The sequence below is a fragment of the Amycolatopsis sp. NBRC 101858 genome (assembly GCF_030269325.1).
GTDB lineage: Bacteria > Actinomycetota > Actinomycetes > Mycobacteriales > Pseudonocardiaceae > Amycolatopsis > Amycolatopsis ponsaeliensis.
This window is the reverse complement of record NZ_BSTD01000005.1, coordinates 426,955-452,498: the sequence shown is the minus strand read 5'-3', so window position 1 is coordinate 452,498 and position 25,544 is coordinate 426,955. Positions and strand designations below refer to the sequence as shown.

Sequence of the window (25,544 nt, the reverse complement as noted above, 5' to 3'; positions counted from 1 at the left end):
CCGCCCGATGGTTCCGCCTCAGCCGCCCGCCTGCGCGGTCGGGAACGAACCGGCGTTCGGGTCGATCGGCACCGAGTCGAACTGCTTGAGCACGTCCTGGGTGTTCAGCGAAGCCCCGGTCGGCAGCAGCCCGATGATCGACTCGGGCGCCGGCTGGCGGTTGCCAAGGCCGATCGCGTCCGCCGTCGTGGCGTCCGGGACGCTGTAGCGGATGCCGCGGTCGGAGATCAGCTGGATCGCGCCCTTGCCGAAGCTGGCCTGGCCGGTCGCGGACTGGACCACCGCGCCGAAGCCGGGCTGGAGGTAGAAGCCGTTGATCGGCACGCGGTTCGGGCCCGGCGTGGTGACCTTGGTCGTCGTGAACTTGGCGCCGCGGCTGTTCTGGCCGGGCAGCTGGGTTTCGATGTAGACCGACGTGTGGCCGTCGCGGTTGGCGCCGTCGCCGACCACCGACCAGCCGAGGCAGGCCACCGCCGAGTTCTTCGTCGCGTCGAGGACCGTCGGGACCGAACGCGGGAACTCGTCGACCGGGATGTAGCCCGCTTCGCCGGGCTGCAGGACGTGGACACCGGACAGCTTGTCGAGACCGAGGGTGCGCAGCTCGCTCGCGCTGCCGTGCTTCGCGACGCGCATGACGTCGGCGACTGCCTGCGACACCCGCTGGATGCCGGTCGTGGTGATGGCCCAGTACTGCGGCTGCTCACCGGTGGGCTGCGTGGAGAAGACGTCGCCGGCGGTCAGGCCGCCGAGGTCGGCGGGGGGCGAGCCGTCCGCGACCTGCGGCGGCGTCAGCGGCGGGACCTCGGGGATCGCGTTGAGCAGCCCCTGCGTGATCTTGCGCGGCTTCTGGTTCAGCTGCAGCGCCGTCGAGACCGCGTTGCGGGTGTCGCTGGCGTCGATCTCGGCGCGGACGGTGTTGGCGTTCGGGCGGTTCTGCGTGCTGGGCAGCCGGTAGACCAGGTAGGTCTTGCCGTTGTCCGCCTTCGCCAGCAGCGCCTCGTTGTCACCCAGCTCGGTGCCGAGGGCGCTCGGGGCGACGCCGCCGAAGACGTAGGTGTTGGTCTGGTTGACGCTGTCCGGCACCGGCAGCGTCGGGTCGAGCTGAACCTGGTCGCACACCGCCCAATTGGGGGAAATCCGCTGGGAATCCGTCGGGATCAGCTGCGGTCCGTCCGGAATTCCGGTCAGTTTCCCGCGGGGAATGTCCTTCAGCTGGTCGTCGGAAACGACAGTGGGATTCTTCACAGCCGCGGGGGTGGCCGCGGCCGGGGTGGCCGCCGGCGCGGCGCCGGGGTTGTTGCCCGTCGGCTGCTTCTGCTGGGCCAGCAGGAGAAGCCGCGCCGACGCGAGGTTGAACGTCGGGACGAGCATCTTCGGGTTGCCCATCACCACGTAGACCGTGCCGGACTGCTCGCCGATCACGATGTTGCCGGCCTCCGGGACCGACGGGGCCGGGCTGAGCAGCCCCCAGACGACGAACACGATCATGCCGAGGGCGCCGAGCACCACCCCCACGATCGTCGCCCTCGTGTGGGTGCGCATCGGGTCGTGCAGCATCACGGCGTCGCGCCGGACCAGCGCCGACTGCATCCGGCGCAGGACGAACTTGTACGCCTGAACCTGAGACTTAGTCGTGGGTGTTGATGGCATTCTCGACCTACAGCTCTCCCCGTCGCGGTACGGTTCCGCAGGATAGCCGTACGGGGACCGTCTGGTGTGGGGTTTCTACCAACTCCGGCTAGGGTCGGATTCCCCGGGACCCGGCTTCCGGGTACGCAGCAAGCACGAGGGGAAGAGAAAGCGCGGATGTCCGTCACCACTCCTCCACGTCCGCCTGGCCCGCCCGGGCCCCCGCCGTCCGGCCGCCCGCCGGGCCCGCCGCCGCGGCCCGGGAGACCCGGTGGTCCCGGCGGTCCGGGAGCTGTGCCGGGCGGCCCCGGTGGACCCGGTGGTGTTCCCGGCGGACCCGGTGGTGGCCCCGGCGGACCGGCCATGCCCCCGCGTGGCCCCGGTGGACCCGGTCCCGGTGGTCCCGGCGGACGTCCCGGTGGTCCCGGTGGCCCGGGTGGCGGCGGTCCCGGTGGCCCAGGTGGACCTGGCGGCCCCGGTGGTCCCGGCGGACCTGGCGGTCCCGGTGGCGGCGGCCCCGGTGGTCCTGGCGGCCCGGGTGGGCCCGGTGGCCCCGGTGGCCCGCAAGGACCCGACGACAGCGGCCCTGCCACTCCCCCGCCCAGCCCGGTGCGGATGGCGCCCCCCGCGCGGCGCCGGTCTTCGGGGGTCAACCTCGGCCCGCTCCCCGTGGCGAACCTCGTCGTGCTCGAGGTCGGGCTCGCGGTCGGGCTCGTGCTGCTCGCCATCAACATGTCGACGAAGTACGTCGCGATCGGCGTGGTCGGCTTCGCCCTGATCGTCGCGCTGCTGCGCTGGCGCGGCCGCTGGTTCACCCAGTGGATCGGGCTGACGATGCGCTATTCCTTCCGCTCGCACGACCGCGTCGCGGAGCCGCTGCCGCCGAGCACGGTCGAGGAGCTGGCCGCCGAAGAGACCGCGGTGACCGGCCCGGACGACGCCCGCGTCAACCTGCTCCGGATCGCCGTGCCGGACCTCGTCGTCGCGCACGGCGTCGACCACGAGCGCCAGCAGGTCGGGCTCGCCTGGAACGACGGCACCTGGACGGCGGTGCTGCTCGTCGAGCCGACGCCGGCGCTGATCACCCAGGCCGGCGGCGCGCCGAGCCTGCCGCTGTCGGCGCTCGCGCCGTGCCTCGAAGACCGCGGGGTGGTCCTCGATTCGATCCAGATGATCTGGCACTGCTACCCGGGCAGCGCGGCGCTGCCGGCGGATTCCCCCGCGCTGAGCTCCTACATGGAGGTGCTCGGGCCGCTGCCCGCGGCGGCGCGGCGGACGACGTGGGTCGCGATCCGGCTCGACCCGAAGCGCTGCCCGGCGGCGATCCGGGAACGCGGCGGCGGCGTCGTCGGCGCCCACCGCGCGCTGATCGGCGCGCTTTCGCGGGTGCGCAACGCACTGGAGTCGCAGGGCGTGCCGACCCGGCCGCTCGACCCGGACGAGCTGCTGCGCGCGAGCATTTCGGCCGCGGAGCTGACGGCCGTCGCCGGTTCGCCCAGCAAGGTGACGCTGCAGGAGCGCTGGTCCGGGGTGACCGCGGCCGGCATCGGCCACGCGAGCTACGCGATCACCGGCTGGCCGAAGGGCAAGATCGCCGGCAGCCTGAACGCGCTGACGAGCGTCCGCGCGCTGTCGTCGACGCTCGCGATGTCGATTTCCCCGGCGTCCGACGAAGGCAAGATCGGGCTGCGCGGCGTGGTCCGGCTGAGCGCGCGCAACCCGCGTGAGCTCGACGCCGCCGACCAGCGGCTGCAGGGACTGTCCGAGCGGCTGGACGTGAACCTGACGCCGCTGCGCGGGCTCCAGGTCTCGGCGTTCGCCGCGACGCTGCCGATCGGAGGAACAGCATGAGCTCCCGTGTTCGTGACGCCGGGCAGAACACCGGTGTGGCGCCGGAGTTCACGGTGGACCCCGCGATGCTCGACGCGGTCAGCCCCTCGGGCGACCGCGGCGGCATCGTGCTCGGCTCGGGCCTCAAGGGCGAGCCCCTGACGATCTCGGCGCTGCGCTCGACGCCGACCCGCATCGTGCTGGTGGGCGGGCTGTACCTGGCCCGCCAGGTGGCGATGCGCGCGATGGCGGTCGGCGCGTGGGTCGTGGTGGCCACCGGCCGCCCGACCGAGTGGCAGGTGCTGTCCCGCGCGGCCGGCAGCCGCGACGGCCGTCCGTCGCCGCTGGTGCAGATCCGCCGGTTGTCGCCGGTCGAGCTGCCGCGGCCGTCGGAGGACGCACCGCTGCTGGTGGTGACCGACGGCGGCCCGACCCCGCAGGACCTGTTCCCGCCGCGGTCGCCGTGGCAGACGACGGTGTACGTGCTGCCGTACCTGCACCCCCAGGCGGGCGTGACGGCGAACGCGGCGGACCTGGTGCTGATGCAGCGCCTCCCGGCCGGCCAGGCCGAGCTGGCGGGCCGCATCTGGAACCTGCCGCCGCAGATGATGCGCCAGCTGACGATGCTGAAGGACGACCAGGTGGTGGCCCTGGGCCGCAACCTGTGGCGGCCCCTGCGCCTGGTGACGACGGGCAAGGAGCAGCAACTCCTGGGCCCGGTCCGCCGCGGCGACTGAGGTTCTCCGGACGAACGGAAGCGGGTGGTTCCCCTCGGGAGCCACCCGCTTCTTCTTGTCCGGCCCGGTCGCGCATGTTGCCGTGTTCGCCGCATCTGCCGCGCTTCTGGCGGCGGGATTCGCCCCGACGGCATCCGCGGCGACGCAGGCCGCTTGCCCGGCGGGCAAGATCTGCCTCAACACCGGCGAGAACGACACCAGCCGGATGGCCTCGTTCGAATGGGGCTCCCCCGACTTGCGCGGGCAGGGCGTCGTCCACGCGATCTGGGTGATCAGCAACCATCCGCGAGGCATGTGCCTCTTCCCAGGCTATGAATGCCCCTCACGGCTTTCGCTAGGCGTCCGGCTGGGACGCGCTGCAGATCCAGTTGCCGGAGGCGTTCTTCAGCAGCCGCGGCGGTGTGTTCACGAAGTACGCGTTGACCTGGCGGTGGTTGCCGTCGTGCCAGAGGGTTTGCTCGTCCCAGGGGCCGTAGCAGTCGGTGTAGTGGTTGCCGTTGTCCCAGTCCACGTGGATCAGGGCGAAGGTGTTGGCGCAGTGCCGGTAGTGCGCGTCCATGCCCTGCGAGCTGTATCCGCACGGGAACGGGAGCGGCGCCGCGGTGGCTGTGGCGGGGAGCACCAGCGCGGCGCCGAAGCCGGCCACGATTCCCGCGGTGATGCGACGAAGGCTTGTCGACATGCCTCGAACATGCCACATCCCGGGCGGCACGTTCGCCGCCTTCACCCGATTTGTTGATCTTGTCAGGGTGACGTGCGGACGTTGCGTGTCTGCTCCGCCCGGGCCGCCAGTTCGGCGTCCGGCGGGTAGTCCACCGCCGTCAACGTGAGGCCGTGCGCGGGTGCCACCGCACTGTCGCGCACGCCGCTGGCCAGCACCTCCGCCGGCCAGTCGCGCCCTCGGCGGCCGTCGCCCACCAGGAGCAGGGCGCCGACCAGGCTGCGGACCATCGAGTGGCAGAACGCGTCCGCCGAGACCGCCACCTCCAGCAGGTGCTCGTCCACCCGCCGCCACTCCAGGCGCTGCAGCTCGCGGATCGTCGTGCCCGTGTCGCGCTGCTTGCAGTACGCCGCGAAGTCCTGCAGGCCCAGCAGGGACGCCGCCGCCTCGTTCATCGCGTCCGTCGACAGTGGACGGTTCCACGCGAGAGTGTCGTTGCGGCGCAACGGGTCCACGCCCCACGGCGCGTCGGACACGCGGTAGCGGTAGTGCCGGCGCACGGCGGAGAACCGCGCGTCGAAACCCTCCGGGGCCACCCGGGCGCCCAGCACCCGGACGTCACCGGGCAGGAGGCGGTTCCAGCGGCCCGCCATGCGGGTCAGGTCCGGGATCCCTTCCGGGGACACCGGAATCCGCCCGGAGGACTCCGTGAGCGGCACGACGTCGACGTGCACCACCTGGCCCGTCGCGTGCACCCCGGCATCCGTGCGGCCCGCGACCACCACGGACTTCGGCACCGAAGCCCCCGGCGGCTGCCGGTGCAACGCCTCTTCCAGGACGCCCTGCACCGTGCGGCGCGACGGCTGGCGAGCCCAGCCCGAGAAGTCCGTGCCGTCGTAGGAGACGTCCAGGCGCAGACGAACGAGCCCGCCTTCCCCAGCGGGGATGGCGGGCTCGTCCGGAACGGCTTCCGTCGTCAGGACTCGTCGTCCTGCTGCGACGGCGGCAGCGAGAAGCCCGCGGCTTCCGCGGCCTCGGCGGTGGCGAACCACACCTCGGCCTTGGTCTGCTCGTAGTACGGGCTGTCCTCGGTGTGGTAGTACTTCGACTCGTCGTTGCCCTTGATCGGGAAGCCCTCGGGCTGCGTCCCGTCCTCGAGCGCGGCGTGGCTGCCCTCGCCGTAGGGAGCCTCCGAAGCGGCTTCCTCGGCGGCCGGGGCCTCGACGGCGGCCGGCTTCTCGTCCTTGGCGAACTTGGTCTTGCGCGCGCGCTCGGCCTCGCTCGTCACGGTCTTCTCGGGCACCAGTTCGATGACCGCCATCTTGGCGTTGTCGCCCTTGCGCGGCATCGTCTTGGTGATCCGGGTGTAGCCACCGTCGCGCTCCGCGAAGTGCGGGCCGATCTCGGCGAACAGCTTGTGGACGACGTCCTTGTCACGGACGACGCGCTGCACCTGACGGCGGTTGTGCAGGTCGCCCCGCTTCGCCTTGGTGATCAGCTTCTCGGCCAGCGGACGGACCCGCTTCGCCTTCGCCTCGGTCGTCGTGATCTTGCCGTGCTCGAACAGCTGCGTGGCCAAGTTGGCCAGGATCAGCCGCTCGTGCGCGGACGACCCGCCGAGCCGGGCTCCCTTGGTAGGGGTGGGCATTGGTTCTCCTACTAGTTCAGCTCGCAGCGTCCAGGCACAGAGCCCTAGAGCTGCTCGGTCTCTGCGTAGTCCTGGCCATCGTCGTGGCCGTCCGAAATCCCGTCGGCGATGCCACCGACACCCTCCGACCAGCCTTCACCGTCGTAGCTGGCGGCAGCCGCGGTCGGGTCGAACCCGGGCGGGCTGTCCTTCAGCGCGAGGCCGAGGCCGACGAGCTTGAGCTTGACCTCGTCAATCGACTTGGCGCCGAAGTTGCGGATGTCGAGCAAGTCCGCCTCGGAGCGCGAGACGAGCTCGCCCACCGTGTGGATGCCCTCGCGCTTGAGGCAGTTGTACGACCGGACGGTGAGGTCCAGGTCCTCGATCGGCATCGCGTAGGCGGCGATGGTGTCCGCCTCCTGCGGCGACGGGCCGATCTCGATGCCCTCGGCGTCGACGTTCAGCTCGCGGGCGAGACCGAACAGCTCCACCAGCGTCTTGCCGGCCGACGCGACCGCGTCGCGCGGCGTGATCGACGGCTTGGTCTCGACGTCCAGGATCAGCTTGTCGAAGTCGGTGCGCTGCTCGACACGGGTGGCCTCGACCTTGTACGTCACCTTGAGCACCGGCGAGTAGATCGAGTCGACCGGGATCCGGCCGATCTCCGCGCCCGCCTGCTTGTTCTGCAGGGCCGGAACGTAACCGCGGCCGCGCTCGACGACGAGCTCGATCTCGAGCTTGCCCTTGCCGTTCAGCGACGCGATGTGCAGATCCGGGTTGTGCACGGTGACACCCGCCGGCGGCACGATGTCGGCCGCCGTGACCTCACCCGGGCCCTGCTTGCGCAGGTACATGGTGACCGGCTCGTCCTCTTCCGAGGACACCACGAGCTCCTTGAGGTTCAGGATGATGTCGGTGACGTCTTCCTTCACCCCCGGAACGGTGGTGAACTCGTGCAGCACGCCGTCGATGCGGATGCTCGTCACGGCCGCGCCCGGGATGGACGACAGCAGCGTACGACGCAGCGAGTTGCCGAGCGTGTAGCCGAAGCCGGGCTCCAGCGGTTCGATGGTGAACCGGGAGCGGGTCTCGTTGACCGTCTCTTCGCCGAGAGCCGGCCGCTGGGAAATCAGCATTCTTCCAAATTCCTTTCCAGACGACGCCCGCCATATGACGTCGAAGGGATGGCGCGGCGGCGGCGCACCTGTCGCGCCGCCGCCTTGTCCGACGGTGCCGGACTACTTCGAGTAGAGCTCGACGATCAGCTGTTCCTGAACCGGAACGTCGATCTGCGCACGCTCCGGCAGCTGGTGGACCAGCACGCGGAGGTTGGACTGGACGACCTGCAGCCACGCCGGGATCGGGCGGTCGCCGTAGGACTCCTTCGCCACGACGAAGGGCAGCATCGCGAACGACTTCGGCCGCACGTCGATGATGTCCCACTTCGAGACCTGGAAGGACGGGACGTTGACCTTGACGCCGTTGACCAGGAAGTGGCCGTGGCTCACCAGCTGACGCGCCTGACGGCGGGTGCGGGCGATGCCGGCGCGGTAGATCACGTTGTCCAGGCGGGACTCGAGGATCTGCAGCAGGTTCTCACCGGTCTTGCCGGGACGCCGGACGGCTTCCTTGTAGTACCGGACGAACTGACGCTCGAGAACGCCGTAGGTGTAGCGAGCCTTCTGCTTCTCCTGCGACTGCAGGAGGTACTCGGACTCCTTGATGCGCCCGCGGCCGTGCTGGCCCGGCGGGTAGGGGCGACGCTCGAAAGCCTGGTCGCCGCCGATGAGGTCAACCTTGAGGCGACGCGAAATACGCGTCGCGGGGCCGGTGTAACGAGCCATTTCTTCTTACTCCTCCCCGTTCCTCAGACCCGGCGCCGCTTGGGCGGGCGGCAGCCGTTGTGAGGCTGCGGGGTCACGTCCTGGATGGTGCCGACCTCGAGGCCGGCCGCCTGCAGCGAGCGGATCGCCGTCTCGCGGCCCGAACCCGGGCCCTTCACGAAGACGTCGACCTTCTTCATGCCGTGCTCGGCGGCCTTGCGGGCAGCGTTCTCGGCGGCCATCTGCGCGGCGAACGGGGTGGACTTACGGGAGCCCTTGAAGCCCACGTGACCACTCGACGCCCACGCGATCACGGCACCGGTCGGGTCCGTGATCGAGACGATGGTGTTGTTGAAGGTGCTCTTGATGTGCGCGTGACCGTGCGCGACATTCTTCTTTTCCTTGCGGCGGACCTTCTTGGCCCCCGCCGCAGTACGAGACTTCGGTGGCATGTTCTGAGGGTTCTCCTGTTAGCGCGCGTTCTCTTGGTGAGCGGCGACCGCTTCGGCCTGGCCGCGCCGGATGATCGATCCGGCGTCGGTGTACAGGTTGCGGAGCGCCATCGGGCGGGCGTAGAGCGCCTTGGGCGAAACGCAAGCCGTGCCGCGGCGGTGGACGCCGCCCATCTGCACGACCTTCTTGCCCTGGACGCTCACTTCTTGCCAGCCTTCTTCTTGCCGGCGACCGTCTTCTTCGGACCCTTGCGGGTACGGGCGTTGGTCTTCGTGCGCTGACCACGGACGGGAAGTCCGCGGCGCCAGCGAAGGCCCTCGTAGCACCCGATCTCGATCTTCCGACGGATGTCGGCGTTCACCTCGCGGCGAAGGTCACCCTCGACCTTGAAGTTCTCTTCGATGTACGTACGCAGCTTCGCGAGGTCGTCATCGCTGAGGTCTTTGACGCGGGTGTCCGCGTTGAGCTCGGCAGCCTTGATGAGCTGCTTCGAGCGGGTACGGCCGATGCCGTAGATGTACGTAAGCGCGATCTCCAACCGCTTTTCGCGGGGGAGGTCTACGCCAGCGAGTCGTGCCATTGGCGTTGATGCTCCTTCATTGAATTCATCTTCAGGTCTGCTCCCCGTCCGGTTCCGGGACCGACTCGCCTGTCGTGCCCTCGGCTTGCGCTTCGGGTGTCCCGGCCCCGGCCTGAAGTCCGGGGGTGAACCAGGCCACTCGCGTGACCCGGCAGGTGCGGGGAGGGTGTGTAGCCGTCAATCCACTCTGGTCGAGTGCGAGTGATCAGCCCTGCCGCTGCTTGTGCCGCAGGTTCTCGCAGATCACCATGATCCGGCCGTGGCGGCGGATCACCTTGCACTTGTCGCAGATCTTCTTGACGCTCGGCTGGACCTTCACGTCTTCTGCTCTCCTAGTAGCTGCTCTTCGTGATCACTTGTAGCGGTAGACGATGCGACCACGAGAGAGGTCGTAGGGCGAGAGCTCCACGACAACCCTGTCCTCGGGCAGGATGCGGATGTAGTGCTGCCGCATCTTGCCGCTGATGTGTGCCAGGACCTTGTGACCGTTCTCCAACTCGACGCGGAACATCGCGTTGGGGAGCGGCTCGACTACGCGGCCTTCGACCTCGATGGCCCCGTCTTTCTTCGCCATGTCCTCCGCATTTCCTTGTCAGCATTGCCTGTCGCCACACCTGATCAACTCGAGCACTAGTGCTGGGTTGGGTGGTGCGTGGCACACTGGGGCCCGGGTCCCAAGATCGTGAGTTCACGAGCGCGCGGATCCGGGCGCGATAAGTGCGCCGACTTGACAGTGTACGCAACCCGTGTCGCGACCCCCAAACCGGGGGTAATCATGCTAGGAGGATGCGCAGGTGCACGTGACGTCGATCACCACGGAAGGGTGAAAGCGCAGGTCAGGAGTCCTCAGGAGCCGTGAGGACCCACGGGCCCTCTTCGGTGATGGCGACGGTGTGCTCCCAGTGGGCCGCGCGGGAGCCGTCGGCCGTGACAACCGTCCAGCCGTCGTCCAGCTCGCGGGTCTCGCCACCGCCGCCGGTCAGCATCGGCTCGATGGCCAGCGCCATGCCCGCCTTCAGCCGCGGGCCCTTGCCCGGCTTGCCGATGTTCGGCAGGAACGGGTCCATGTGCATCTGGCGCCCGATGCCGTGGCCGCCGTACTCGACGATCATCCCGTACTCGATGCCGTCGTCGCGGCCCGCGCGTTCGGCGGCCGACTGGACGGCGTAAGAGATGTCGGTCAACCGGCCGCCGGCGCTGACCGCCTCGATGCCGGCCCACATCGCCGCTTCGGTCGCCGCGGACAGCGCCAGGTCGGCGTCGGAGACGTCGCCGATGGCCAGCGTCACGGCGGAGTCGCCGTGCCAGCCGTCGAGGATCGCCCCGCAGTCGACGGAGATGATGTCGCCGTCGGCCAGCACCTGGGTCTTCGCCGGGATGCCGTGGACGATCTGCTCGTTCACCGACGCGCAGATCGACGCCGGGAAGCCGTGGTAGCCCTTGAAGGACGGCACCGCGCCGGCGTCCCGGATCGTCTGCTCGGCCAGCTCGTCGAGCTCGGCCGTGCTGACGCCCGGTTTGGCCGTGGCGCGGACCGCCGCCAGCGTGCGGGCGACGACGAGCCCGGCGGCCCGCATCGCCTGCAGCTCGTTCGGGGTCTTGACCTCGATCATGCGCCCACGGCGGAGCACTTGCAGAACACGCAATCCTCCGAGATTCACGTGCGGTCGCGCAGCGCTTCCAGCACCCGGCCGGAGATCTCCTCCACGCTGCCGACGCCGTCGACGGTCACCAGGATGCCGGCGTAGTACTCCAGCAGCGGCGCGGTGTCCGACACGTAGATCTGCTGGCGGCGGCGGATGACCTCTTCGGTGTCGTCCGCGCGGCCGCGGGACATGAGGCGCCCGACGACGACGTCCTCCGGCACCTGCAGCTGGATCACGGCGTCGAGCGAGACGTCGGCGTCGCCGAGGATCTCGCCGAGGACCTCGGCCTGCTTGGTGTTGCGGGGGAAGCCGTCGAGCAGGAAGCCGACCTTCGCGTCCGGCTCCGCCAGGCGCTCGCGGACCATCTCGTTCGTCACCGAGTCGGGCACGAGCTCGCCCGAGTCCAGGTAGCGCTTGGCTTCCTGGCCCAGCGGGGTCTCCTGGCCGACGTGCGCGCGGAACAGCTCACCCGTGGAGATGTGCGGGATGCGCAGCTGCTCCGACAGAGCCACCGCCTGCGTACCTTTGCCCGCGCCGGGCGGACCCACGAGAACCAGCCGCGTCACTTCAAGAACCCTTCGTAGTTGCGCTGCATCAGCTGGCTTTCGATCTGCTTCACGGTGTCGAGCCCGACACCGACCATGATCAGCACAGCCGTGCCACCGAACGGGAAGTTCTGGTTGTTCCCGCTACCGGTCACCGACAGGAAGAAGTTCGGAAGGATCGCGATGATACCCAGGTACAGCGAACCCGGAAGGGTGATCCGGCCGAGCACGAAGCTCAGGTACTCCGCCGTCGGGCGGCCCGGGCGGATGCCCGGGATGAACCCGCCGAACTTCTTCATCTCTTCCGCACGCTCGTCCACGTTGAACGTGATCGTGATGTAGAAGTACGTGAAGAAGATGATCAGGGCGAAGTACAGCGCGATGTGCACCCAGCTGGACTGGTTCACGATGTAGTTCTTGATGAAGACCTGCCAGCCGGAGTTGGCGTTCTGGTCGCCGACGAGGCGGCTGATCAGGTCCGGCAGGTACAGCAGGGAAGACGCGAAGATGACCGGGATGACGCCGGCCTGGTTCACCTTGATCGGCAGGTAGGTCGACGTGCCGCCGTACATCCGGCGGCCGATCATGCGCTTGGCGTACTGCACCGGGATCCGGCGCTGCCCCTGCTCGACGAAGATGACGCTCGCGATGATCACGAGGCCGAAGACGCAGATCATCGTCAGCGCGACGCCACCGCCGTTGCTGAGGATGTTGCCGCCCTCGACCGGGATGCGCGCGGCGATGTTCAGGAAGATCAGGACGGACATGCCGTTGCCGACACCGCGTTCGGTGATCAGCTCACCCAGCCACATCATGACGGCGGTGCCCGCGGTCATGGTGATCACGATGATGGCGAGCGAGTAGACGCTGTTGTCCGGGATGATCGGCTGGTCGCAGTCCGGGAAGAGCTGCTTGCGGTCCGCGAGCGCGACCACGCCGGTGGCCTGCAGGATCGCCAGCGCGACCGTCAGGTACCGGGTGTACTGGGTCAGCTTGCCCTGGCCCGACTGGCCTTCCTTCTTCAGCTCCTCGAACCGCGGGATGACCACGGTCAGCAGCTGGATGATGATGCTCGCCGTGATGTACGGCATGATGCCGGTCGAGAAGAGCGACAGCTGCAGCAGCGCACCGCCGCTGAACAGGTTCAGCAGCTGGTAGACGCCTTCCTGCTGCGCCTGGGAACTACAGGCCTGGACCGCCCCGTAGGAGATCCCGGGTGCCGGAATGGTCGCACCGATTCGGTAGACCGCGACGATGGCTAGCGTGAACAGGATCTTCTTGCGTAGATCCGGCGTCGCGAGAGCCGAGCGGAAGGCGCTGAACACGCGGGGGACCTCCTCGGCGTCGTCGGCCGTCCTCAACCGACGATCGGCTTGGCCGGCACGGGTGGCCGGCGGGAACACACAGCACTACTGGCACGCAAGCCAGGAACGCTTCGGGGCACACTCGTCCCGAAGCGTGTCGCCGACTCTAACAGCTTCACAGGGCGTGTCCGCAGTGCGTGTGCGTTTTCCGTACCAAGGTTGCTCCGGCGGGTTGATCCACATCGCCGTCTTGGCCGGATGGCTTGACAGATTGTCGATCAAGCGGTCGACGTCGCGAGCACGCCGGCCAGCCCGACGAGGACCACACCGGTGCCGCGGTCGACGTTGCGCCGGGCCCGCCGCGTGAGCTCGATCGACTTCACCGCCGCGCCGACGCCGACGTACACCGAGCCGGCCAGGAACTCGGCCAGCAGGTAGACCGCGCCCAGCAGTGCGATCTGGGCCGAAAAGGGCCCGTGAGCTGCGTCGATGAACTGCGGGACGAAGGCGGTGAAGATGAGGATCGCCTTCGGGTTGGTGATCGCGACCCCGAACTCCTTGCGCGCGACGCGCCACGCCGACGCCGGTCCGGTGCTCGCCCGGACGGCTTCGGGTTCGTCGCCTTTGCGCCGGATGGTGGACCACAGGATCCGCACGCCGAGGTAGAGGAGGTAGGCCGCGCCGGCCCACTTGATGATCGCGAGGGCGGTCTCGGACGCGGCCAGCAGCTGCCCGAGCCCGGCCGCCACGGCGGTGATCAACAGGGTGAACGCGGCCAGCCGGCCGGCCAGCCCGGCGAGGCCGCGGCGAACACCGTGCGTCATCCCGTGGTGGAGACCGAGCAGGTTGTTCGCCCCTGGCGTAAGCGCGATGAGCACGGACGCCCCGAAGAAGACCAACATGGCTTTCACGGTAGCCGGGATGGCGAGCGGGTTAATCGTGTTTTTCGTCCGGTTCCGGCGGCAGCACGGTGATCGCGACTCCGCTGGGCGGGGTCGGGGTGTCGGCGTAGGCCAAGGCCGGATCGGCCCAGGTGCCCAGGGTGCGCCGCCGAGCGGGCAGGTAGGCGAGCACGGCGGCGACGGCGGCCAGCGCGGTGGCCCCGATCAGCAGCCACATGCCGGCCCCCGTGACGACGTCGAGGTCCAGGCCGTCCGCCATGGAGGCCCACCCGGGCCCGGTCATCCCGGCGGTGCTGACCACGCCGGCGGTGAAGAAGGCCCCGGCGGCGATCAGCCACCGTCCCAGGCCCCGGTCCGGCCGCGAGTAGGCGGTGAAAGCGGCGACGGCCAGCACGAGAACGGCGAAGATCAGCGGAATGCCGACCGGCGGCGCCCCCTGCTCGGTGACCTCCTGCCCGGGAATCTCGGTGCGGCTGGCCCAGGCGGTCTCGGTGACGGTGAGCTGGGCTTCGAAGAACCCTTGCCGGATGTTGATGTGCTGCTGCAGCCGGAAGAGAGGAAGGAAGAGCCCGCCGACGGCCATGAGGGCGGCAACGGCGGTGAGGGCGGGTGCGAGGAAGCGCGGGAGCCCGGAGGGGGCGGCGGCGGCTTCGGTGGCGGGGATCGGTGCGGGGGCGGCTGCCGGGGCCGGTGGCGGGATGGGGGTGACCGCGCCGGGTAGCTCGGCGACTGGGAAGGGCAGCTGCTCGGCCGGGTGGGATGCGGAGGCGGCCTGCTCGGGGAAGGCGAGCGGATCGGCGGGCGCCGCTGCGGCCGGGAAGGCCAGTGGATTCGCCGGCGCCGCTTCCGCCGGGAGCGTCGGTGCGCCGGCGGGAGTTGCGACCTCCGAGGGGAAGGCCAGGGGGTTCGTGGGCTCAACCGGAACAGGCGAACCGCCAGCGGACGAGGTGACCTCCGCGGGGAAGGCGAGCGGACTCGCGGGTTCCGCCGGAACGAGCGGGGTGGCAGCCCCGACCGCAGGCGGGGTGACCTCCGCCGGGAAGGCGAGCGGATTCGCAGGCACGGCGGGCGCCGCGGTGGCTGGGATGGCCAGGGGATTCGCCGCCGCTTCCACCGGAACAGGCGGATCGGCGGGCGCCGCGGTGGCTGGGGAGGCGAGCGGATTCGCAGGCAACCCGGCCTCCCCCGGCACCAGCGGACCGGCAGCCCCCACCGCAGGCGGTGCAAACTCCGCCGGGAACTCGAGCGGCTCCCCCGCGCCCGGCTCCACTCCCGCGAGCTTCGGGGCCTCGACCGGGAAGCTCAGCGGTGACTCCGGCGTTGGGCCTGGCCGCTCGGGTGGGTTCTGCGACGGTCTGTCCACCCTGTGATCCTCCGTCCGGATCCGCGCCACGGCAAGGAAACGGCCCGGAACCTGTCCGGTCAGTCGTCCTCCGGGGGCAGGACCGTGATCACCACGCCCGAGGGCGGTGTCCGGGTGTCCGCGAACGCCACCGCCGGGTCGGCCCACTCCGGGCGGCGCTCCGCGAGCCGGCGGTGGTTCAGCAGTGCTGCCGCCACCGCTGCCAAGACTGCCGCCGTCAGCACCCACATGCCTGCCAGGGCCGTCGTGGTCACCGGGGGTGCGCTGTCGGCGAAAAGCCCGCGCGCGCCCTGCATGCCGATCGTGCCGACCGCTCCCGCCAGGAACGCCGCTCCCGCCAGCGTCGTCCGGCGCGCCGCCGCGGACGGGCGGTGGGTTGCCGCCTGGCGGATGCCCAGGACCGCTGCCACCAGGAGGATCGCGCTCGCCAGCAGCAGCGGGAACCCGAGCGGCACCGAAGGCGCGCTCAACTCGCCCTCACCCGGGAACGAGTAGTCGATCCGCCAGGCCCGCAGGGTCGACCGCGCGACCCCGGACGGTTCCATCCCCAGCGTCTGCTCGGTGCGGAAGAACGGCAGGAACGTCCCGAAGACCGTCAGCGCGAGCGACAGCACCACCAGCACGGGCGCCAGGAAAACCGGGAAGACCGGACCACGGCGAGCCGCCGGCGGGGTGACGTCCATCCCGCCGATCCTTCCGTCGGACCGAGGTCACCACAAGCGAACCCGGGAAACGCCGAAGGCCCGCCTGGCGAACCAGACGGGCCTTCGGACGAGCTACCGCTCAGTTGGTGGTGGCGGAGCCACCGGCCGCTTCGAGCTTCTCCTTGGCGGAGCCGGAGAAACCGTCGGCGGTCACGTCGAGCTTGACGCCGTTGACGTCACCGTTGCCGAGCACCTTGACGAGCTTGCCCTTGCGGACGAGACCCGCGGCGGCGAGCTCTTCGGTGCCGACCGTGCCACCGTCCGGGAAGACGCGGGCGATGTCGCCCACGTTCACCGGCTGGTACTCGGTGCGGAAGCGGTTCTTGAAGCCACGCAGCTTCGGGAGCCGCATGTGGATGGGCATCTGCCCACCCTCGAACCCGGCGGGCACGTTCTTCCGGGCCTTGGTGCCCTTCGTACCGCGACCGGCCGTCTTGCCCTTCGAGCCTTCACCACGACCGACGCGCATCTTCTCGCGCTTCGAGCCCGGAGCCGGGCGCAGGTGGTGGATCTTGATGGCCGTCATGCCTTGACCTCCTCGACCTCCACCAGGTGGCGGACGGTGTGGATCAGGCCGCGCACCTGGGGGGTGTCTTCCCGCACGACGCTCTGGCGGATCTTGCGCAGCCCGAGGGTGCGCAGCGACTCGCGGTGAGCGTGCTTCGTGCCGATCTTGCTCTTGACCTGGGTGACCTTGAGCTCAGCCATGTCAGACCCCCTGGCCCGCGCGCTGGCGCAGCATCCGGGCCGGCGCGACGTCCTCGAGCGGGAGACCGCGGCGGGCCGCGACCTCTTCGGGACGCTGCAGGCCCTTCAGGGCCGCCACGGTCGCGTGCACGATGTTGATCGCGTTGTCGGAGCCGAGCGACTTCGACAGCACGTCGTGGACACCCGCGCACTCCAGCACCGCGCGCACCGGGCCACCGGCGATGACGCCGGTACCGGCGGACGCCGGACGGAGCAGCACGACACCGGCGGCCTCCTCACCCTGGATCGGGTGGGGGATGGTGCCGCCGACGCGGGGAACGCGGAAGAAGTTCTTCTTCGCTTCCTCGACGCCCTTGGCGATCGCCGCGGGAACTTCCTTGGCCTTGCCGTAGCCGACGCCGACCTGACCGTCGCCGTCACCGACGACCACCAGGGCGGTGAAGCTGAAGCGACGACCACCCTTGACGACCTTGGCGACGCGGTTGATCGTCACGACCTTCTCGAGGTGCGGGGTCTTGTCCTGGCCGGCCCCGCCACGGCCGCTGTCGCGCCGGTCCCGGCCGCCACCGCGACGTTCATTGCGGTCGTTGCCGCCCTGCCCGCCGGGTCCGCCCTGTCCGCCGCCGAATTGCCGTGTACGTCCCGGCATCAGGCATTCCTTCCGTTAACAAGCTTCTGCATCGTCAGAACTCCAACCCCGCCTCACGGGCGGCGTCGGCGAGCGCGGCGATGCGGCCGTGGTAGGCGTTGCCACCACGGTCGAACACCACAGCCGAGATCCCGGCGTTCTTGGCCCGCTCCGCGACGAGCGCCCCGACCTTGGCGGCCTTGGCCTTCTTGTCGCCGTCGAACGACCGGAGGTCCGCCTCGAGGGAGGACGCCGACACCAGGGTGTGGCCGACCAGGTCGTCGATGACCTGCACGGCGATGTGCCGCGAGGACCGCTTGACGACCAGGCGCGGACGCTGGTCCGTGCCCGAGACCTTCTTGCGGAGCCGGAAGTGCCGACGGGCCTTCGCGACGCGGCGGCGGGTCGAGATGTCCTTGCCCACCGGCTTGCGCTTCGTAGTCGTGTCGCTCATGATCACTTACCCGTCTTTCCGACCTTGCGGCGGATCTTCTCACCCTCGTACCGCAGGCCCTTGCCCTTGTACGGGTCCGGGCGCCGCAGCTTGCGGATGACGGCCGAGATCTGGCCGACCTTCTGCTTGTCGATACCGGAGACCGAGAACCGGGTCGGGGTCTCCACCTTGAAGGTGATGCCCTCCGGGGCCTCGATCTTCACCGGGTGCGAGTAGCCGAGGGCGAACTCGAGGTCCGAGCCCTTGGCCTGCACGCGGTAACCGACACCGTGGATCTCGAGCTTCTTCTCGTAGCCCGCGGTCACACCCACGACCAGGTTGTTCACCAGGGTACGGGTGAGGCCGTGCAGAGCCTTGCTGGTGCGCTCGTCGTCCGGGCGCTTGACCAGCAGGGTGCCGTCGTCGTCGCGCTCGACCGTGATCGGCTCGGCGATGGTGTGCTCCAGGGTCCCCTTGGGGCCCTTGACGCTGATGTGCTGACCGTCGATGGTCACCTCGACCCCGGAGGGGACGGCGACCGGCAGCTTTCCGATGCGTGACATGTCTGTGCCCCCTTCCTTACCAGACGTAGGCGAGGACTTCGCCGCCCACGCTGTTGCGCTTGGCCTGCCGGTCGGTCTGGAGGCCGCCGGACGTCGAGATGATCGCGACGCCCAGGCCACCGAGAACGGACGGCAGTTCGGTCGATTTTGCGTAGACCCGCAGACCGGGCTTGGAGACGCGCCGGAGGCCGGCGATGCTCCGCTCACGGTTGGGGCCGTACTTGAGAACGACGACGAGGTTCTTGTGCTTCTCGCCCGGCTCGTCGTGGTAGCTCGCGATGTAGCCCTCGCGCTTGAGGATCTCGGCGATGTTCGCCTTGAGCTTCGAGTGCGGGAGCTTGACCTCGTCGTGGTACGCCGAGTTCGCGTTACGCAGACGCGTCAAGAAGTCTGCGATGGGGTCGGTCATCGTCATGGTGACCTGTCAACCTTTCTCGCCTGGTTCCCCGCTGCCCGGAAAACGGACAGCGGGGCCTGTGGCGAAGTGGGAGTTAATGCTCTTACCAGCTGGACTTGCGGACGCCGGGCAGCTCGCCCGCGTGTGCCATCTCGCGAAGGCAGATCCGGCAGAGCCCGAACTTGCGGAACACGGCGTGCGGGCGGCCGCACCGCTGGCAGCGGGTGTAGGCGCGCACGGCGAACTTCGGCTTCTTCGCGGCCTTGTGGACCAGTGCTTTCTTGGCCATCGGCTCAGTTCTCCTTGAACGGGAAGCCGAGCTTGCGCAGCAGCGCCCGGCCCTCGTCGTCGTTCGTGGCGGTCGTGACGACGGTGACGTCCATGCCGCGCGGGCGGTCGATGGAGTCAGGGTCGATCTCGTGGAACATCGACTGCTCGTTGAGACCGAACGTGTAGTTGCCGTGGCCGTCGAACTGCTTCGGCGAAAGCCCGCGGAAGTCGCGGATACGCGGCAGCGCGATGGTCAGCAGCCGGTCGAGGAACTCCCACATCCGGTCGCCGCGCAGCGTGACGCGCGCGCCGATCGGCTGGCCCTCGCGCAGCTTGAACTGCGCGATGGACTTGCGGGCCTTGCGGACCTCGGGCTTCTGGCCGGTGATCAGGGCGAGGTCCTTGACCGCGCCCTCGATCAGCTTGCTGTCACGGGCGGCGTCGCCGACACCCATGTTCACGACGACCTTCGTCACGCCCGGGATCTGGTGGACGTTGGCGAAGGAGAACTCCGCCTGCAGCTGGCCCTTGATCTCTTCGCGGTAGCGCACCTTGAGGCGCGGCGCGACCTTCTCTGCGGTGGTCATCAGATGTCCTTACCGTTCCGGCGCGAGATCCGGACCTTCTTGCCGTCCTCGCCGATGCGGTAACCCACCCGGGACGGCTTGCCGTCCGAGTCGACGACCATCACGTTGGAGACGTGGATCGGGGCCTCCTGCGTGACGATGCCACCGGACTGCGCACCGCGCTGGGTCTGGGTGATCCGCGTGTGCTTCTTGATCCGGTTCACGCCCTCGACCAGCACGCGGTCGCGCTCCGGGTAAGCCTGGATGACCTTGCCCTTGGCGCCCTTGTCCTTGCCGGCGATGACGACGACCGTGTCGCCCTTCTTCACCTTCATCACAGCACCTCCGGCGCGAGCGAAATGATCTTCATGAACTTTCGGTCGCGCAGCTCGCGGCCCACCGGGCCGAAGATGCGGGTGCCCCGGGGCTCGTTGTCGTTCTTGATGAGCACGGCGGCGTTCTCGTCGAACCGGATGTAGGAACCGTCCGGACGACGACGCTCCTTGACCGTGCGGACGATGACGGCCTTGACGACATCGCCCTTCTTCACCCCGGCGGCCGGGATGGCGTCCTTCACGGTGGCGACGATGATGTCACCGATGCCGGCGTAGCGCCGCCCGGAACCACCGAGAACGCGGATGCAGAGGATTTCCTTCGCACCCGTGTTGTCGGCTACCCGAAGCCGCGACTCCTGCTGGATCACGTCAACTCCTGTATGTCGCGCCGGTTCTCGCCCGCTTGTGAGTTCACATTGGCGAGCCTTGCGGAACTAAAGACTCCGAAGAGCCCTGCTTACTTGGCCTTCTCCACGATCTGCACCAGGCGCCACCGCTTCGTCGCCGACAGCGGGCGGGTCTCCATCAGGGTGACCCGGTCGCCCACGCCCGCCTCGTTGTTCTCGTCGTGCACCTTGACCTTGGTGGTGCTGCGGAGAACCTTCGAGTAACGGGGGTGCTTCTTGCGGTCCTCGAGCTCGACCACGATCGTCTTGTTCATCTTGCCCGAGACGACATAGCCCTCGCGGACCTTGCGGTCGTTCCGGGCCGGCGTCTCGGAGGTGGGCTCGCTCATGCGGCACCTTCACTCTCGGAGTCGGGGGCAACGGACAGGCCGAGTTCGCGCTCGCGCATGACCGTGTAGATCCGCGCGATGTCCGTGCGGACGGTGCGCAGACGGCGGTTGTTGTCGAGCTGCCCGGTCGCCATCTGGAAGCGGAGGTTGAAGAGCTCCTCCTTGTATTCCTTCAGACGCAGGACGAGCTCTTCCGCGGTGAGCTCACGCAGCTCCGATGCCAGAGCACCAGCGTTCGCCATCAGAACTCACCACCTTCACGGGTCACGATGCGGCACTTCATGGGCAGCTTGTGGATCGCGCGGCGGAGCGCCTCACGGGCGGTCTCCTCGTTCGGGAACGAGATCTCGAACATCACGCGGCCCGGCTTCACGTTGGCGATCCACCACTCGGGCGAACCCTTACCGGAACCCATGCGGGTTTCGGCCGGCTTCTTGGTCAGCGGGCGGTCCGGGTAGATGGTCGTCCACACCTTGCCACCACGCTTGATGTGACGGGTCATGGCGATACGAGCGGACTCGATCTGCCGGTTCGTCACGTAGCTGTGCTCAAGCGCCTGGATGCCGTACTCGCCGAAGCTGACCTTCGTGCCACCCTTGGCGGCGCCGTGGCGCTTCGGGGAGTGCTGCTTCCGGTGCTTGACCCTGCGCGGGATGAGCACGTCTCAGCCCTCCGTCTTTTCTGCGGTCTCGGTGGCCGGGGCCGCCTCGGTCGTGGCGGCCGCGGCGGCGCGACCGGCTTCGGTCGAGGTGGCCGTCGTGCCCGAAGCGCCGGAACGACGCGGACGGGACGGCCGGTCGCTGCGGTCGCGGTCGCGACGCGGCGCGCGCTCGGCGGCGTCGCGGGCCTCGCGAGCCTTCAGGCCACCGACGAGCTCGCCCTTGTAGATCCACACCTTGACGCCGATGCGACCGAACGTCGTCTTGGCCTCGAAGAAGCCGTAGTCGATGTCGGCGCGCAGCGTGTGCAGCGGGACCCGGCCGTCGCGGTAGTGCTCGGAGCGGGACATCTCGGCACCGCCGAGACGACCGCCGCACTGCACGCGAATGCCCTTGACCTGCGGCGAGCGCATGGAGGTCTGGATCGCCTTCCGCATCGCGCGACGGAACGCCACGCGGTTGGAAAGCTGCTCCGCGACCGCCTGGGCGACCAGCTGGGCGTCGGCCTCGGGGTTCTTGACCTCGAGGATGTTCAGCTGGACCTGCTTCTTGGTCAGCTTCTCCAGCGCGCCGCGGATCCGGTCGGCCTCCGCGCCGCGGCGGCCGATGACGATGCCCGGCCGGGCGGTGTGGATGTCGACGCGGACGCGGTCACGAGTGCGCTCGATCTCGACCTTGGAGATGCCGGCGCGCTCCATGCCCGTCGCCAGCAGCTTGCGGATCTTGACGTCCTCGGCCACGTACTCGGCGTACTGCTTGTCGGCGTACCAGCGCGACTTCCAGTCCGTGGTGATACCCAGGCGGAAACCGTGCGGGTTGATCTTCTGGCCCACTACCGGCCACCTGCCTTCTTCTTGCTCTGAGCCTTCTGCGCGACGGCCGGACGCGACTCCACCTCGACGGTGATGTGGCTGGTCCGCTTGCGGATCCGGTACGCGCGGCCCTGGGCCCGCGGACGGATCCGCTTGAGGGTGGGGCCCTCGTCGGCGTACGCGTTCTTGACCCAGAGCGTCTCCGGGTCCAGCTGAAGGTTGTTCTCGGCGTTGGCCACGGCGCTGGCGAGCACCTTCGCGACCGGCTCGCTGGCCGCCTGCGGGGCGAACCGGAGCACGGCCAAGGCGTCGGCGGCGCTACGTCCCTTGATGAGCTCGATCACCCGGCGCACCTTGGTCGGCGAGTCCCGGACGAAGCGAGCCCGCGCGTACGCCGTAGGCAGTTCAGCCTCGGTCGTCACGTCGTTCTGGGCGTTCATCGCTACTTCCTGTCTGGTTTCGTGCCCGCTCAGCGGCGGCGCGACTTGCGGTCGTCCTTGATGTGACCCTTGAAGGTCCGCGTCGGGGCGAACTCGCCCAGCTTGTGACCCACCATGGCCTCGGTGACGAACACCGGGACGTGCTTGCGGCCGTCGTGCACGGCGATCGTGTGTCCCAGGAAGTCCGGGATGATCGTCGAGCGTCGCGACCAGGTCTTGATGACCGTCTTCTTACCCGATTCGTTCAGCGCGTCCACCTTCTTGAGCAGGTGGTCGTCCACGAACGGGCCCTTCTTGAGGCTACGTGGCATGTTGTTCTACCTCCCTGCTCAGCGCTTGTTCTTGCCGGTACGCCGGCGGCGGACGATGAGGGCGTCGCTCGGCTTGCGCCGGCGCGTGCGACCCTCGGGCTTACCGTTCGGGTTGACGGGGTGACGACCACCGGACGTCTTGCCCTCGCCACCACCGTGCGGGTGGTCGACCGGGTTCATGACGACACCGCGGACCGTGGGGCGCTTGCCGCGCCAGCGGTTGCGGCCGGCCTTGCCCCAGTTGATGTTGGCGTGCTCGGAGTTGCCGACCTCGCCGACCGTGGCGCGGTTGCGCACGTCCACGTTGCGGATCTCGCCCGAGGGGAGACGCAGCTGGGCGTACGGACCGTCCTTGGCGACGAGCTGCACCTTCGCGCCCGCGGACCGCGCCATCTTCGCGCCGCCGCCGGGGCGGAGCTCGATCGCGTGGATCACGGTGCCGACCGGGATGTTGCGCAGCGGCAGGTTGTTGCCCGGCTTGATGTCGGCGCGGGGGCCGTTCTCGACCGTGTCGCCCTGACGCAGCTTCTCCGGCGCGATGATGTAGCGCTTCTCGCCGTCGGCGTAGTGCAGCAGCGCGATGCGAGCGGACCGGTTGGGGTCGTACTCGATGTGCGCGACCTTGGCGGGGATGCCGTCCTTGTCGTTGCGACGGAAGTCGATGACTCGGTACGCGCGCTTGTGGCCGCCACCCTTGTGCCGGGTGGTGATCTTGCCGGACGAGTTGCGACCGCCCGAACCGCTCAGCGGACGAAGCAGCGACTTCTCCGGGGTGGAGCGGGTGATCTCGGCGAAGTCCGAGACGCTCGAACCGCGACGACCCGGGGTCGTCGGCTTGTACTTGCGGATGCCCATTGTCAGCTCAGTCCTTTACGCGGTGGGTCCGCCGAAGATCTCGATCGCCTTGCTCTCGGGCGAAAGAGTCACGATGGCGCGCTTGGTGTCCTTGCGCTTGCCGAAGCCTGCGCGAGTCCGCTTCCGCTTGCCCTGACGGTTGGCCGTGTTGACGCTGACCACCTTGACGCCGAACACCTTCTCGACCGCGATCTTGATCTGGGTCTTGTTGGCGTCCGGGCGGACGATGAACGTGTACTTGTGGTCCTCGAGCAGCCCGTAGGACTTCTCGGAGATGACCGGCGCGAGCAGGATGTCGCGGGGGTCCGGAATGGCGACCGAACTCACTTCTCGTCACTCCCTTCCGTGACCTCGCCCGACCGCGCCGAAGCCTTGACGGTCTTGCCGCGGGCGGGGCCGGCGACGAACACGTCGTACGCGGCCTTGGTGAACACGACGTCGTCGTTGACCAGCACGTCGTAGGTGTTGAGCTGGTCGGCCCAGAGGAGGTGCACCTCGGGCAGGTTCCGCAGGGAGACCCAGCTGTACTCGTCGTCCCGGTGCAGCACCACGAGCACGCGCTTCGCCTGCGTCACCGCGGCGAGCACGGCCTTGGCGGCCTTCGTGGACGGCTTCTCACCCGTCACCAGCTCGGTGACGATGTGGAGCTGGCCGGCGCGGGCCCGGTCGGAGAGGGCGCCACGCAGAGCGGCGGCCTTCATCTTCTTCGGGGTGCGCTGCGAGTAGTCACGCGGCGTGGGGCCGTGGACGACGCCACCGCCGACGAACTGCGGCGCGCGGGTCGAACCCTGGCGGGCACGGCCGGTGCCCTTCTGCCGGTACGGCTTCTTGCCGCCACCGGAGACCTCACCACGGGTCTTCGTGTCGTGCGTGCCCTGGCGGGCGGCGGCCTGCTGGGCCACCACGACCTGGTGCATCAGCGCGACATTGGCCTGCACGTCGAAGATCTCCTCGGGGAGGTCCACGGTGCCGTCGGCTTTACCGGCCGGGGTCTTCAGCTCGACGCTTGTCATTCGGAGTTACCACCCTTCGCGGCGCTGCGCACGAACAGCAGGCCGCCCTTGGGACCGGGCACGGCGCCCTTGATCAGCAGCAGGCCGTCCTCGGCACGCACGGCGTGCACAGTCAGGTTCTGCGTGGTGACCCGGTCGTTGCCCATCCGGCCCGCCATGCGCAGGCCCTTGAAGACGCGGCCGGGGGTGGCGCAGCCACCGATCGAACCCGGCTTGCGGTGCACGGCCTGGGCACCGTGGCTCGCGCCCTGGCCCTTGAAACCGTGGCGCTTCATGACACCCGCGTAGCCCTTGCCCTTGCTGGTACCGGTCACGTCGACCTCGACGCCGGCGGCGAACACCTCGGCGGTGATCTCCTGGCCGACCTCGTAGGTCTCGGCGTCGGTGGTGCGCAGCTCGGCGAGGTACCGGCGCGGCGTCACGCCCGCCTTGTCGTAGTGGCCGGTGCGCGGCTTGTTCACCTTGCGCGGGTCGACCGCGCCGAACGCCAGCTGCACGGCCTTGTAGCCGTCTTTTTCCTGGGTCCGAACCTGGGTCACCACGTTCGGGCCGGCCTTCACGACGGTGACCGGGACAACCCGGTTCTGCTCGTCGAAGACCTGGGTCATGCCGAGCTTCGTGCCCAGGATGCCCTTCATTTGCCTGTCAGACATGAGTCTCTTATCTCCGCCGCTCGCCCAACGCTTACTGGATGTTGACGTCGACGCTCGCCGGCAGGTCGATGCGCATGAGCGCGTCGACCGTCTTCGGCGTCGGGTCGAGGATGTCGATCAGACGCTTGTGCGTGCGCATCTCGAAGTGCTCGCGCGAGTCCTTGTACTTGTGCGGCGAGCGGATGACGCAGTAAACGTTCTTCTCGGTGGGCAGCGGCACCGGCCCGACAACCCGGGCGCCGGTGCGCGTGACCGTCTCCACGATCTTGCGCGCCGAGGTGTCGATCGCCTCGTGGTCGTAGGCCTTGAGCCGGATGCGGATCTTCTGTCCCGCCATGGTGGCTGCTCGTTCCTTGTCGTC

General features: G+C 69.1%; 40 protein-coding genes. 2 read left to right on the top strand and 38 right to left on the bottom strand.

All coding sequences use genetic code 11. The features are described 5' to 3' along the window. Nucleotides 1-18: 18 nt before the first annotated feature. Nucleotides 19-1,590, bottom strand: coding sequence for a type VII secretion protein EccB (gene eccB, locus QSK39_RS36280; protein ID WP_502873338.1), 1,572 nt, complete (start codon nt 1,588-1,590; stop codon nt 19-21). 654 nt (nt 1,591-2,244) lie between these two features. Between eccB and eccE the strand changes: the two genes are divergently transcribed. Both eccE and QSK39_RS36270 read left to right on the top strand, forming a co-directional pair. Further along, nucleotides 2,245-3,480, top strand: a complete 1,236-nt coding sequence (gene eccE, locus QSK39_RS36275) for a type VII secretion protein EccE (RefSeq protein ID WP_285482342.1) — start codon at nt 2,245-2,247, stop codon at nt 3,478-3,480. Further along, nucleotides 3,477-4,196, top strand: a complete 720-nt coding sequence (locus QSK39_RS36270; RefSeq protein ID WP_284745407.1) for a hypothetical protein — start codon at nt 3,477-3,479, stop codon at nt 4,194-4,196. The genes eccE and QSK39_RS36270 overlap by 4 nt, the downstream gene beginning before the upstream one ends. 334 nt (nt 4,197-4,530) lie before the next feature. Here QSK39_RS36270 and QSK39_RS36265 read toward each other — a convergent pair whose 3' ends face one another. The 37 genes from QSK39_RS36265 to rpsJ all read right to left on the bottom strand — a co-directional run bounded on the left by QSK39_RS36265 (nt 4,531) and on the right by rpsJ (nt 25,520). Continuing rightward, complete coding sequence (locus tag QSK39_RS36265; RefSeq protein ID WP_285482341.1) at nt 4,531-4,878, bottom strand: DUF6355 family natural product biosynthesis protein; 348 nt, start codon at nt 4,876-4,878, stop codon at nt 4,531-4,533. Between the two features lie 62 nt (nt 4,879-4,940). Further along, nucleotides 4,941-5,768: a tRNA pseudouridine(38-40) synthase TruA gene (gene truA, locus QSK39_RS36260; RefSeq protein WP_285482847.1), complete on the bottom strand. Its 828-nt coding sequence runs from the start codon at nt 5,766-5,768 to the stop codon at nt 4,941-4,943. Between the two features lie 65 nt (nt 5,769-5,833). Further along, on the bottom strand, nt 5,834-6,505 hold the full coding sequence (gene rplQ / locus QSK39_RS36255) for a 50S ribosomal protein L17, sunset domain variant (RefSeq protein WP_285482340.1): 672 nt from the start codon (nt 6,503-6,505) through the stop codon (nt 5,834-5,836). Nucleotides 6,506-6,549: 44 nt separating this feature from the next. Continuing rightward, complete coding sequence (locus QSK39_RS36250) at nt 6,550-7,620, bottom strand: DNA-directed RNA polymerase subunit alpha (protein WP_004558887.1); 1,071 nt, start codon at nt 7,618-7,620, stop codon at nt 6,550-6,552. Nucleotides 7,621-7,722: 102 nt separating this feature from the next. Next, the gene (rpsD, locus tag QSK39_RS36245; RefSeq protein ID WP_285482339.1) at nt 7,723-8,328 is read right to left on the bottom strand and encodes a 30S ribosomal protein S4; all 606 of its coding nucleotides are present in this window, start codon (nt 8,326-8,328) and stop codon (nt 7,723-7,725) included. 23 nt (nt 8,329-8,351) lie between these two features. Further along, nucleotides 8,352-8,759, bottom strand: a complete 408-nt coding sequence (rpsK, locus tag QSK39_RS36240; RefSeq protein ID WP_004558885.1) for a 30S ribosomal protein S11 — start codon at nt 8,757-8,759, stop codon at nt 8,352-8,354. Between the two features lie 18 nt (nt 8,760-8,777). Then, the gene (locus QSK39_RS36235; protein ID WP_284745403.1) at nt 8,778-8,963 is read right to left on the bottom strand and encodes a hypothetical protein; all 186 of its coding nucleotides are present in this window, start codon (nt 8,961-8,963) and stop codon (nt 8,778-8,780) included. After that, a complete protein-coding gene (gene rpsM / locus QSK39_RS36230; protein WP_004558883.1) occupies nt 8,960-9,340 on the bottom strand; it encodes a 30S ribosomal protein S13 in 381 nt (126 codons plus the stop codon). The genes QSK39_RS36235 and rpsM overlap by 4 nt, the downstream gene beginning before the upstream one ends. A gap of 205 nt (nt 9,341-9,545) precedes the next feature. Beyond that, the gene (gene rpmJ, locus QSK39_RS36225) at nt 9,546-9,659 is read right to left on the bottom strand and encodes a 50S ribosomal protein L36 (protein ID WP_004558882.1); all 114 of its coding nucleotides are present in this window, start codon (nt 9,657-9,659) and stop codon (nt 9,546-9,548) included. Between the two features lie 33 nt (nt 9,660-9,692). Then, the gene (gene infA, locus QSK39_RS36220; protein WP_004558881.1) at nt 9,693-9,914 is read right to left on the bottom strand and encodes a translation initiation factor IF-1; all 222 of its coding nucleotides are present in this window, start codon (nt 9,912-9,914) and stop codon (nt 9,693-9,695) included. A 262-nt stretch (nt 9,915-10,176) separates the two neighbouring features. After that, nucleotides 10,177-10,953 (bottom strand): type I methionyl aminopeptidase, encoded by a 777-nt coding sequence (gene map, locus QSK39_RS36215; protein WP_285482338.1) that lies wholly within the window; start codon nt 10,951-10,953, stop codon nt 10,177-10,179. A 44-nt stretch (nt 10,954-10,997) separates the two neighbouring features. Continuing rightward, nucleotides 10,998-11,552 carry an adenylate kinase gene (locus tag QSK39_RS36210; RefSeq protein ID WP_284745400.1) on the bottom strand — a complete coding sequence of 185 codons (555 nt, stop codon included), beginning with the start codon at nt 11,550-11,552 and terminating at the stop codon, nt 10,998-11,000. Next, nucleotides 11,549-12,856, bottom strand: coding sequence for a preprotein translocase subunit SecY (secY, locus tag QSK39_RS36205; protein WP_285482337.1), 1,308 nt, complete (start codon nt 12,854-12,856; stop codon nt 11,549-11,551). Before secY ends, QSK39_RS36210 begins: the two co-directional genes overlap by 4 nt. Nucleotides 12,857-13,113: 257 nt before the next feature. Further along, on the bottom strand, nt 13,114-13,737 hold the full coding sequence (locus tag QSK39_RS36200; RefSeq protein WP_285482336.1) for a LysE family translocator: 624 nt from the start codon (nt 13,735-13,737) through the stop codon (nt 13,114-13,116). Nucleotides 13,738-13,768: 31 nt separating this feature from the next. Further along, on the bottom strand, nt 13,769-15,007 hold the full coding sequence (locus QSK39_RS36195; RefSeq protein ID WP_285482335.1) for a hypothetical protein: 1,239 nt from the start codon (nt 15,005-15,007) through the stop codon (nt 13,769-13,771). A gap of 152 nt (nt 15,008-15,159) precedes the next feature. Further along, nucleotides 15,160-15,783, bottom strand: coding sequence for a hypothetical protein (locus tag QSK39_RS36190; RefSeq protein ID WP_285482334.1), 624 nt, complete (start codon nt 15,781-15,783; stop codon nt 15,160-15,162). A 100-nt stretch (nt 15,784-15,883) separates the two neighbouring features. Next, a complete protein-coding gene (rplO, locus tag QSK39_RS36185) occupies nt 15,884-16,330 on the bottom strand; it encodes a 50S ribosomal protein L15 (protein WP_285482333.1) in 447 nt (148 codons plus the stop codon). After that, on the bottom strand, nt 16,327-16,512 hold the full coding sequence (gene rpmD, locus QSK39_RS36180) for a 50S ribosomal protein L30 (protein WP_155548877.1): 186 nt from the start codon (nt 16,510-16,512) through the stop codon (nt 16,327-16,329). Before rpmD ends, rplO begins: the two co-directional genes overlap by 4 nt. A 1-nt stretch (nt 16,513) precedes the next feature. Continuing rightward, on the bottom strand, nt 16,514-17,161 hold the full coding sequence (rpsE, locus tag QSK39_RS36175) for a 30S ribosomal protein S5 (RefSeq protein ID WP_076163010.1): 648 nt from the start codon (nt 17,159-17,161) through the stop codon (nt 16,514-16,516). 34 nt (nt 17,162-17,195) lie between these two features. Further along, nucleotides 17,196-17,594, bottom strand: a complete 399-nt coding sequence (gene rplR, locus QSK39_RS36170) for a 50S ribosomal protein L18 (RefSeq protein ID WP_285482332.1) — start codon at nt 17,592-17,594, stop codon at nt 17,196-17,198. A gap of 2 nt (nt 17,595-17,596) precedes the next feature. Beyond that, nucleotides 17,597-18,136 (bottom strand): 50S ribosomal protein L6, encoded by a 540-nt coding sequence (gene rplF, locus QSK39_RS36165; RefSeq protein WP_285482331.1) that lies wholly within the window; start codon nt 18,134-18,136, stop codon nt 17,597-17,599. A gap of 16 nt (nt 18,137-18,152) precedes the next feature. Continuing rightward, nucleotides 18,153-18,551 carry a 30S ribosomal protein S8 gene (gene rpsH / locus QSK39_RS36160; RefSeq protein WP_285482330.1) on the bottom strand — a complete coding sequence of 133 codons (399 nt, stop codon included), beginning with the start codon at nt 18,549-18,551 and terminating at the stop codon, nt 18,153-18,155. Nucleotides 18,552-18,636: 85 nt separating this feature from the next. Continuing rightward, nucleotides 18,637-18,822 carry a type Z 30S ribosomal protein S14 gene (locus QSK39_RS36155; RefSeq protein ID WP_004558870.1) on the bottom strand — a complete coding sequence of 62 codons (186 nt, stop codon included), beginning with the start codon at nt 18,820-18,822 and terminating at the stop codon, nt 18,637-18,639. Nucleotides 18,823-18,826: 4 nt separating this feature from the next. After that, nucleotides 18,827-19,390, bottom strand: a complete 564-nt coding sequence (gene rplE / locus QSK39_RS36150) for a 50S ribosomal protein L5 (RefSeq protein ID WP_285482329.1) — start codon at nt 19,388-19,390, stop codon at nt 18,827-18,829. Further along, the gene (rplX, locus tag QSK39_RS36145; protein WP_086675498.1) at nt 19,390-19,704 is read right to left on the bottom strand and encodes a 50S ribosomal protein L24; all 315 of its coding nucleotides are present in this window, start codon (nt 19,702-19,704) and stop codon (nt 19,390-19,392) included. Before rplX ends, rplE begins: the two co-directional genes overlap by 1 nt. Next, a complete protein-coding gene (gene rplN, locus QSK39_RS36140; protein WP_004558867.1) occupies nt 19,704-20,072 on the bottom strand; it encodes a 50S ribosomal protein L14 in 369 nt (122 codons plus the stop codon). Before rplN ends, rplX begins: the two co-directional genes overlap by 1 nt. A gap of 89 nt (nt 20,073-20,161) precedes the next feature. After that, the gene (gene rpsQ / locus QSK39_RS36135) at nt 20,162-20,440 is read right to left on the bottom strand and encodes a 30S ribosomal protein S17 (protein WP_284745390.1); all 279 of its coding nucleotides are present in this window, start codon (nt 20,438-20,440) and stop codon (nt 20,162-20,164) included. Then, a complete protein-coding gene (gene rpmC / locus QSK39_RS36130; protein ID WP_285482328.1) occupies nt 20,437-20,682 on the bottom strand; it encodes a 50S ribosomal protein L29 in 246 nt (81 codons plus the stop codon). Before rpmC ends, rpsQ begins: the two co-directional genes overlap by 4 nt. Beyond that, a complete protein-coding gene (gene rplP, locus QSK39_RS36125; RefSeq protein ID WP_004558864.1) occupies nt 20,682-21,101 on the bottom strand; it encodes a 50S ribosomal protein L16 in 420 nt (139 codons plus the stop codon). Before rplP ends, rpmC begins: the two co-directional genes overlap by 1 nt. Nucleotides 21,102-21,104: 3 nt before the next feature. Continuing rightward, entirely contained in the window at nt 21,105-21,932 is an 828-nt protein-coding gene (gene rpsC, locus QSK39_RS36120; protein ID WP_086842942.1) for a 30S ribosomal protein S3, read from the bottom strand. Continuing rightward, nucleotides 21,932-22,351, bottom strand: coding sequence for a 50S ribosomal protein L22 (gene rplV / locus QSK39_RS36115; RefSeq protein WP_086675501.1), 420 nt, complete (start codon nt 22,349-22,351; stop codon nt 21,932-21,934). The genes rpsC and rplV overlap by 1 nt, the downstream gene beginning before the upstream one ends. A gap of 29 nt (nt 22,352-22,380) precedes the next feature. Continuing rightward, nucleotides 22,381-22,662 carry a 30S ribosomal protein S19 gene (rpsS, locus tag QSK39_RS36110; RefSeq protein WP_003102083.1) on the bottom strand — a complete coding sequence of 94 codons (282 nt, stop codon included), beginning with the start codon at nt 22,660-22,662 and terminating at the stop codon, nt 22,381-22,383. An 18-nt stretch (nt 22,663-22,680) separates the two neighbouring features. Then, on the bottom strand, nt 22,681-23,517 hold the full coding sequence (rplB, locus tag QSK39_RS36105) for a 50S ribosomal protein L2 (RefSeq protein WP_285482327.1): 837 nt from the start codon (nt 23,515-23,517) through the stop codon (nt 22,681-22,683). A gap of 15 nt (nt 23,518-23,532) precedes the next feature. After that, nucleotides 23,533-23,844, bottom strand: coding sequence for a 50S ribosomal protein L23 (rplW, locus tag QSK39_RS36100; protein ID WP_003102087.1), 312 nt, complete (start codon nt 23,842-23,844; stop codon nt 23,533-23,535). Further along, nucleotides 23,841-24,530, bottom strand: a complete 690-nt coding sequence (rplD, locus tag QSK39_RS36095; protein ID WP_155548870.1) for a 50S ribosomal protein L4 — start codon at nt 24,528-24,530, stop codon at nt 23,841-23,843. The genes rplW and rplD overlap by 4 nt, the downstream gene beginning before the upstream one ends. Then, entirely contained in the window at nt 24,527-25,183 is a 657-nt protein-coding gene (gene rplC, locus QSK39_RS36090; protein WP_125306110.1) for a 50S ribosomal protein L3, read from the bottom strand. Before rplC ends, rplD begins: the two co-directional genes overlap by 4 nt. Before the next feature lie 31 nt (nt 25,184-25,214). After that, nucleotides 25,215-25,520, bottom strand: coding sequence for a 30S ribosomal protein S10 (gene rpsJ, locus QSK39_RS36085; RefSeq protein WP_003102098.1), 306 nt, complete (start codon nt 25,518-25,520; stop codon nt 25,215-25,217). Nucleotides 25,521-25,544: the final 24 nt, after the last annotated feature.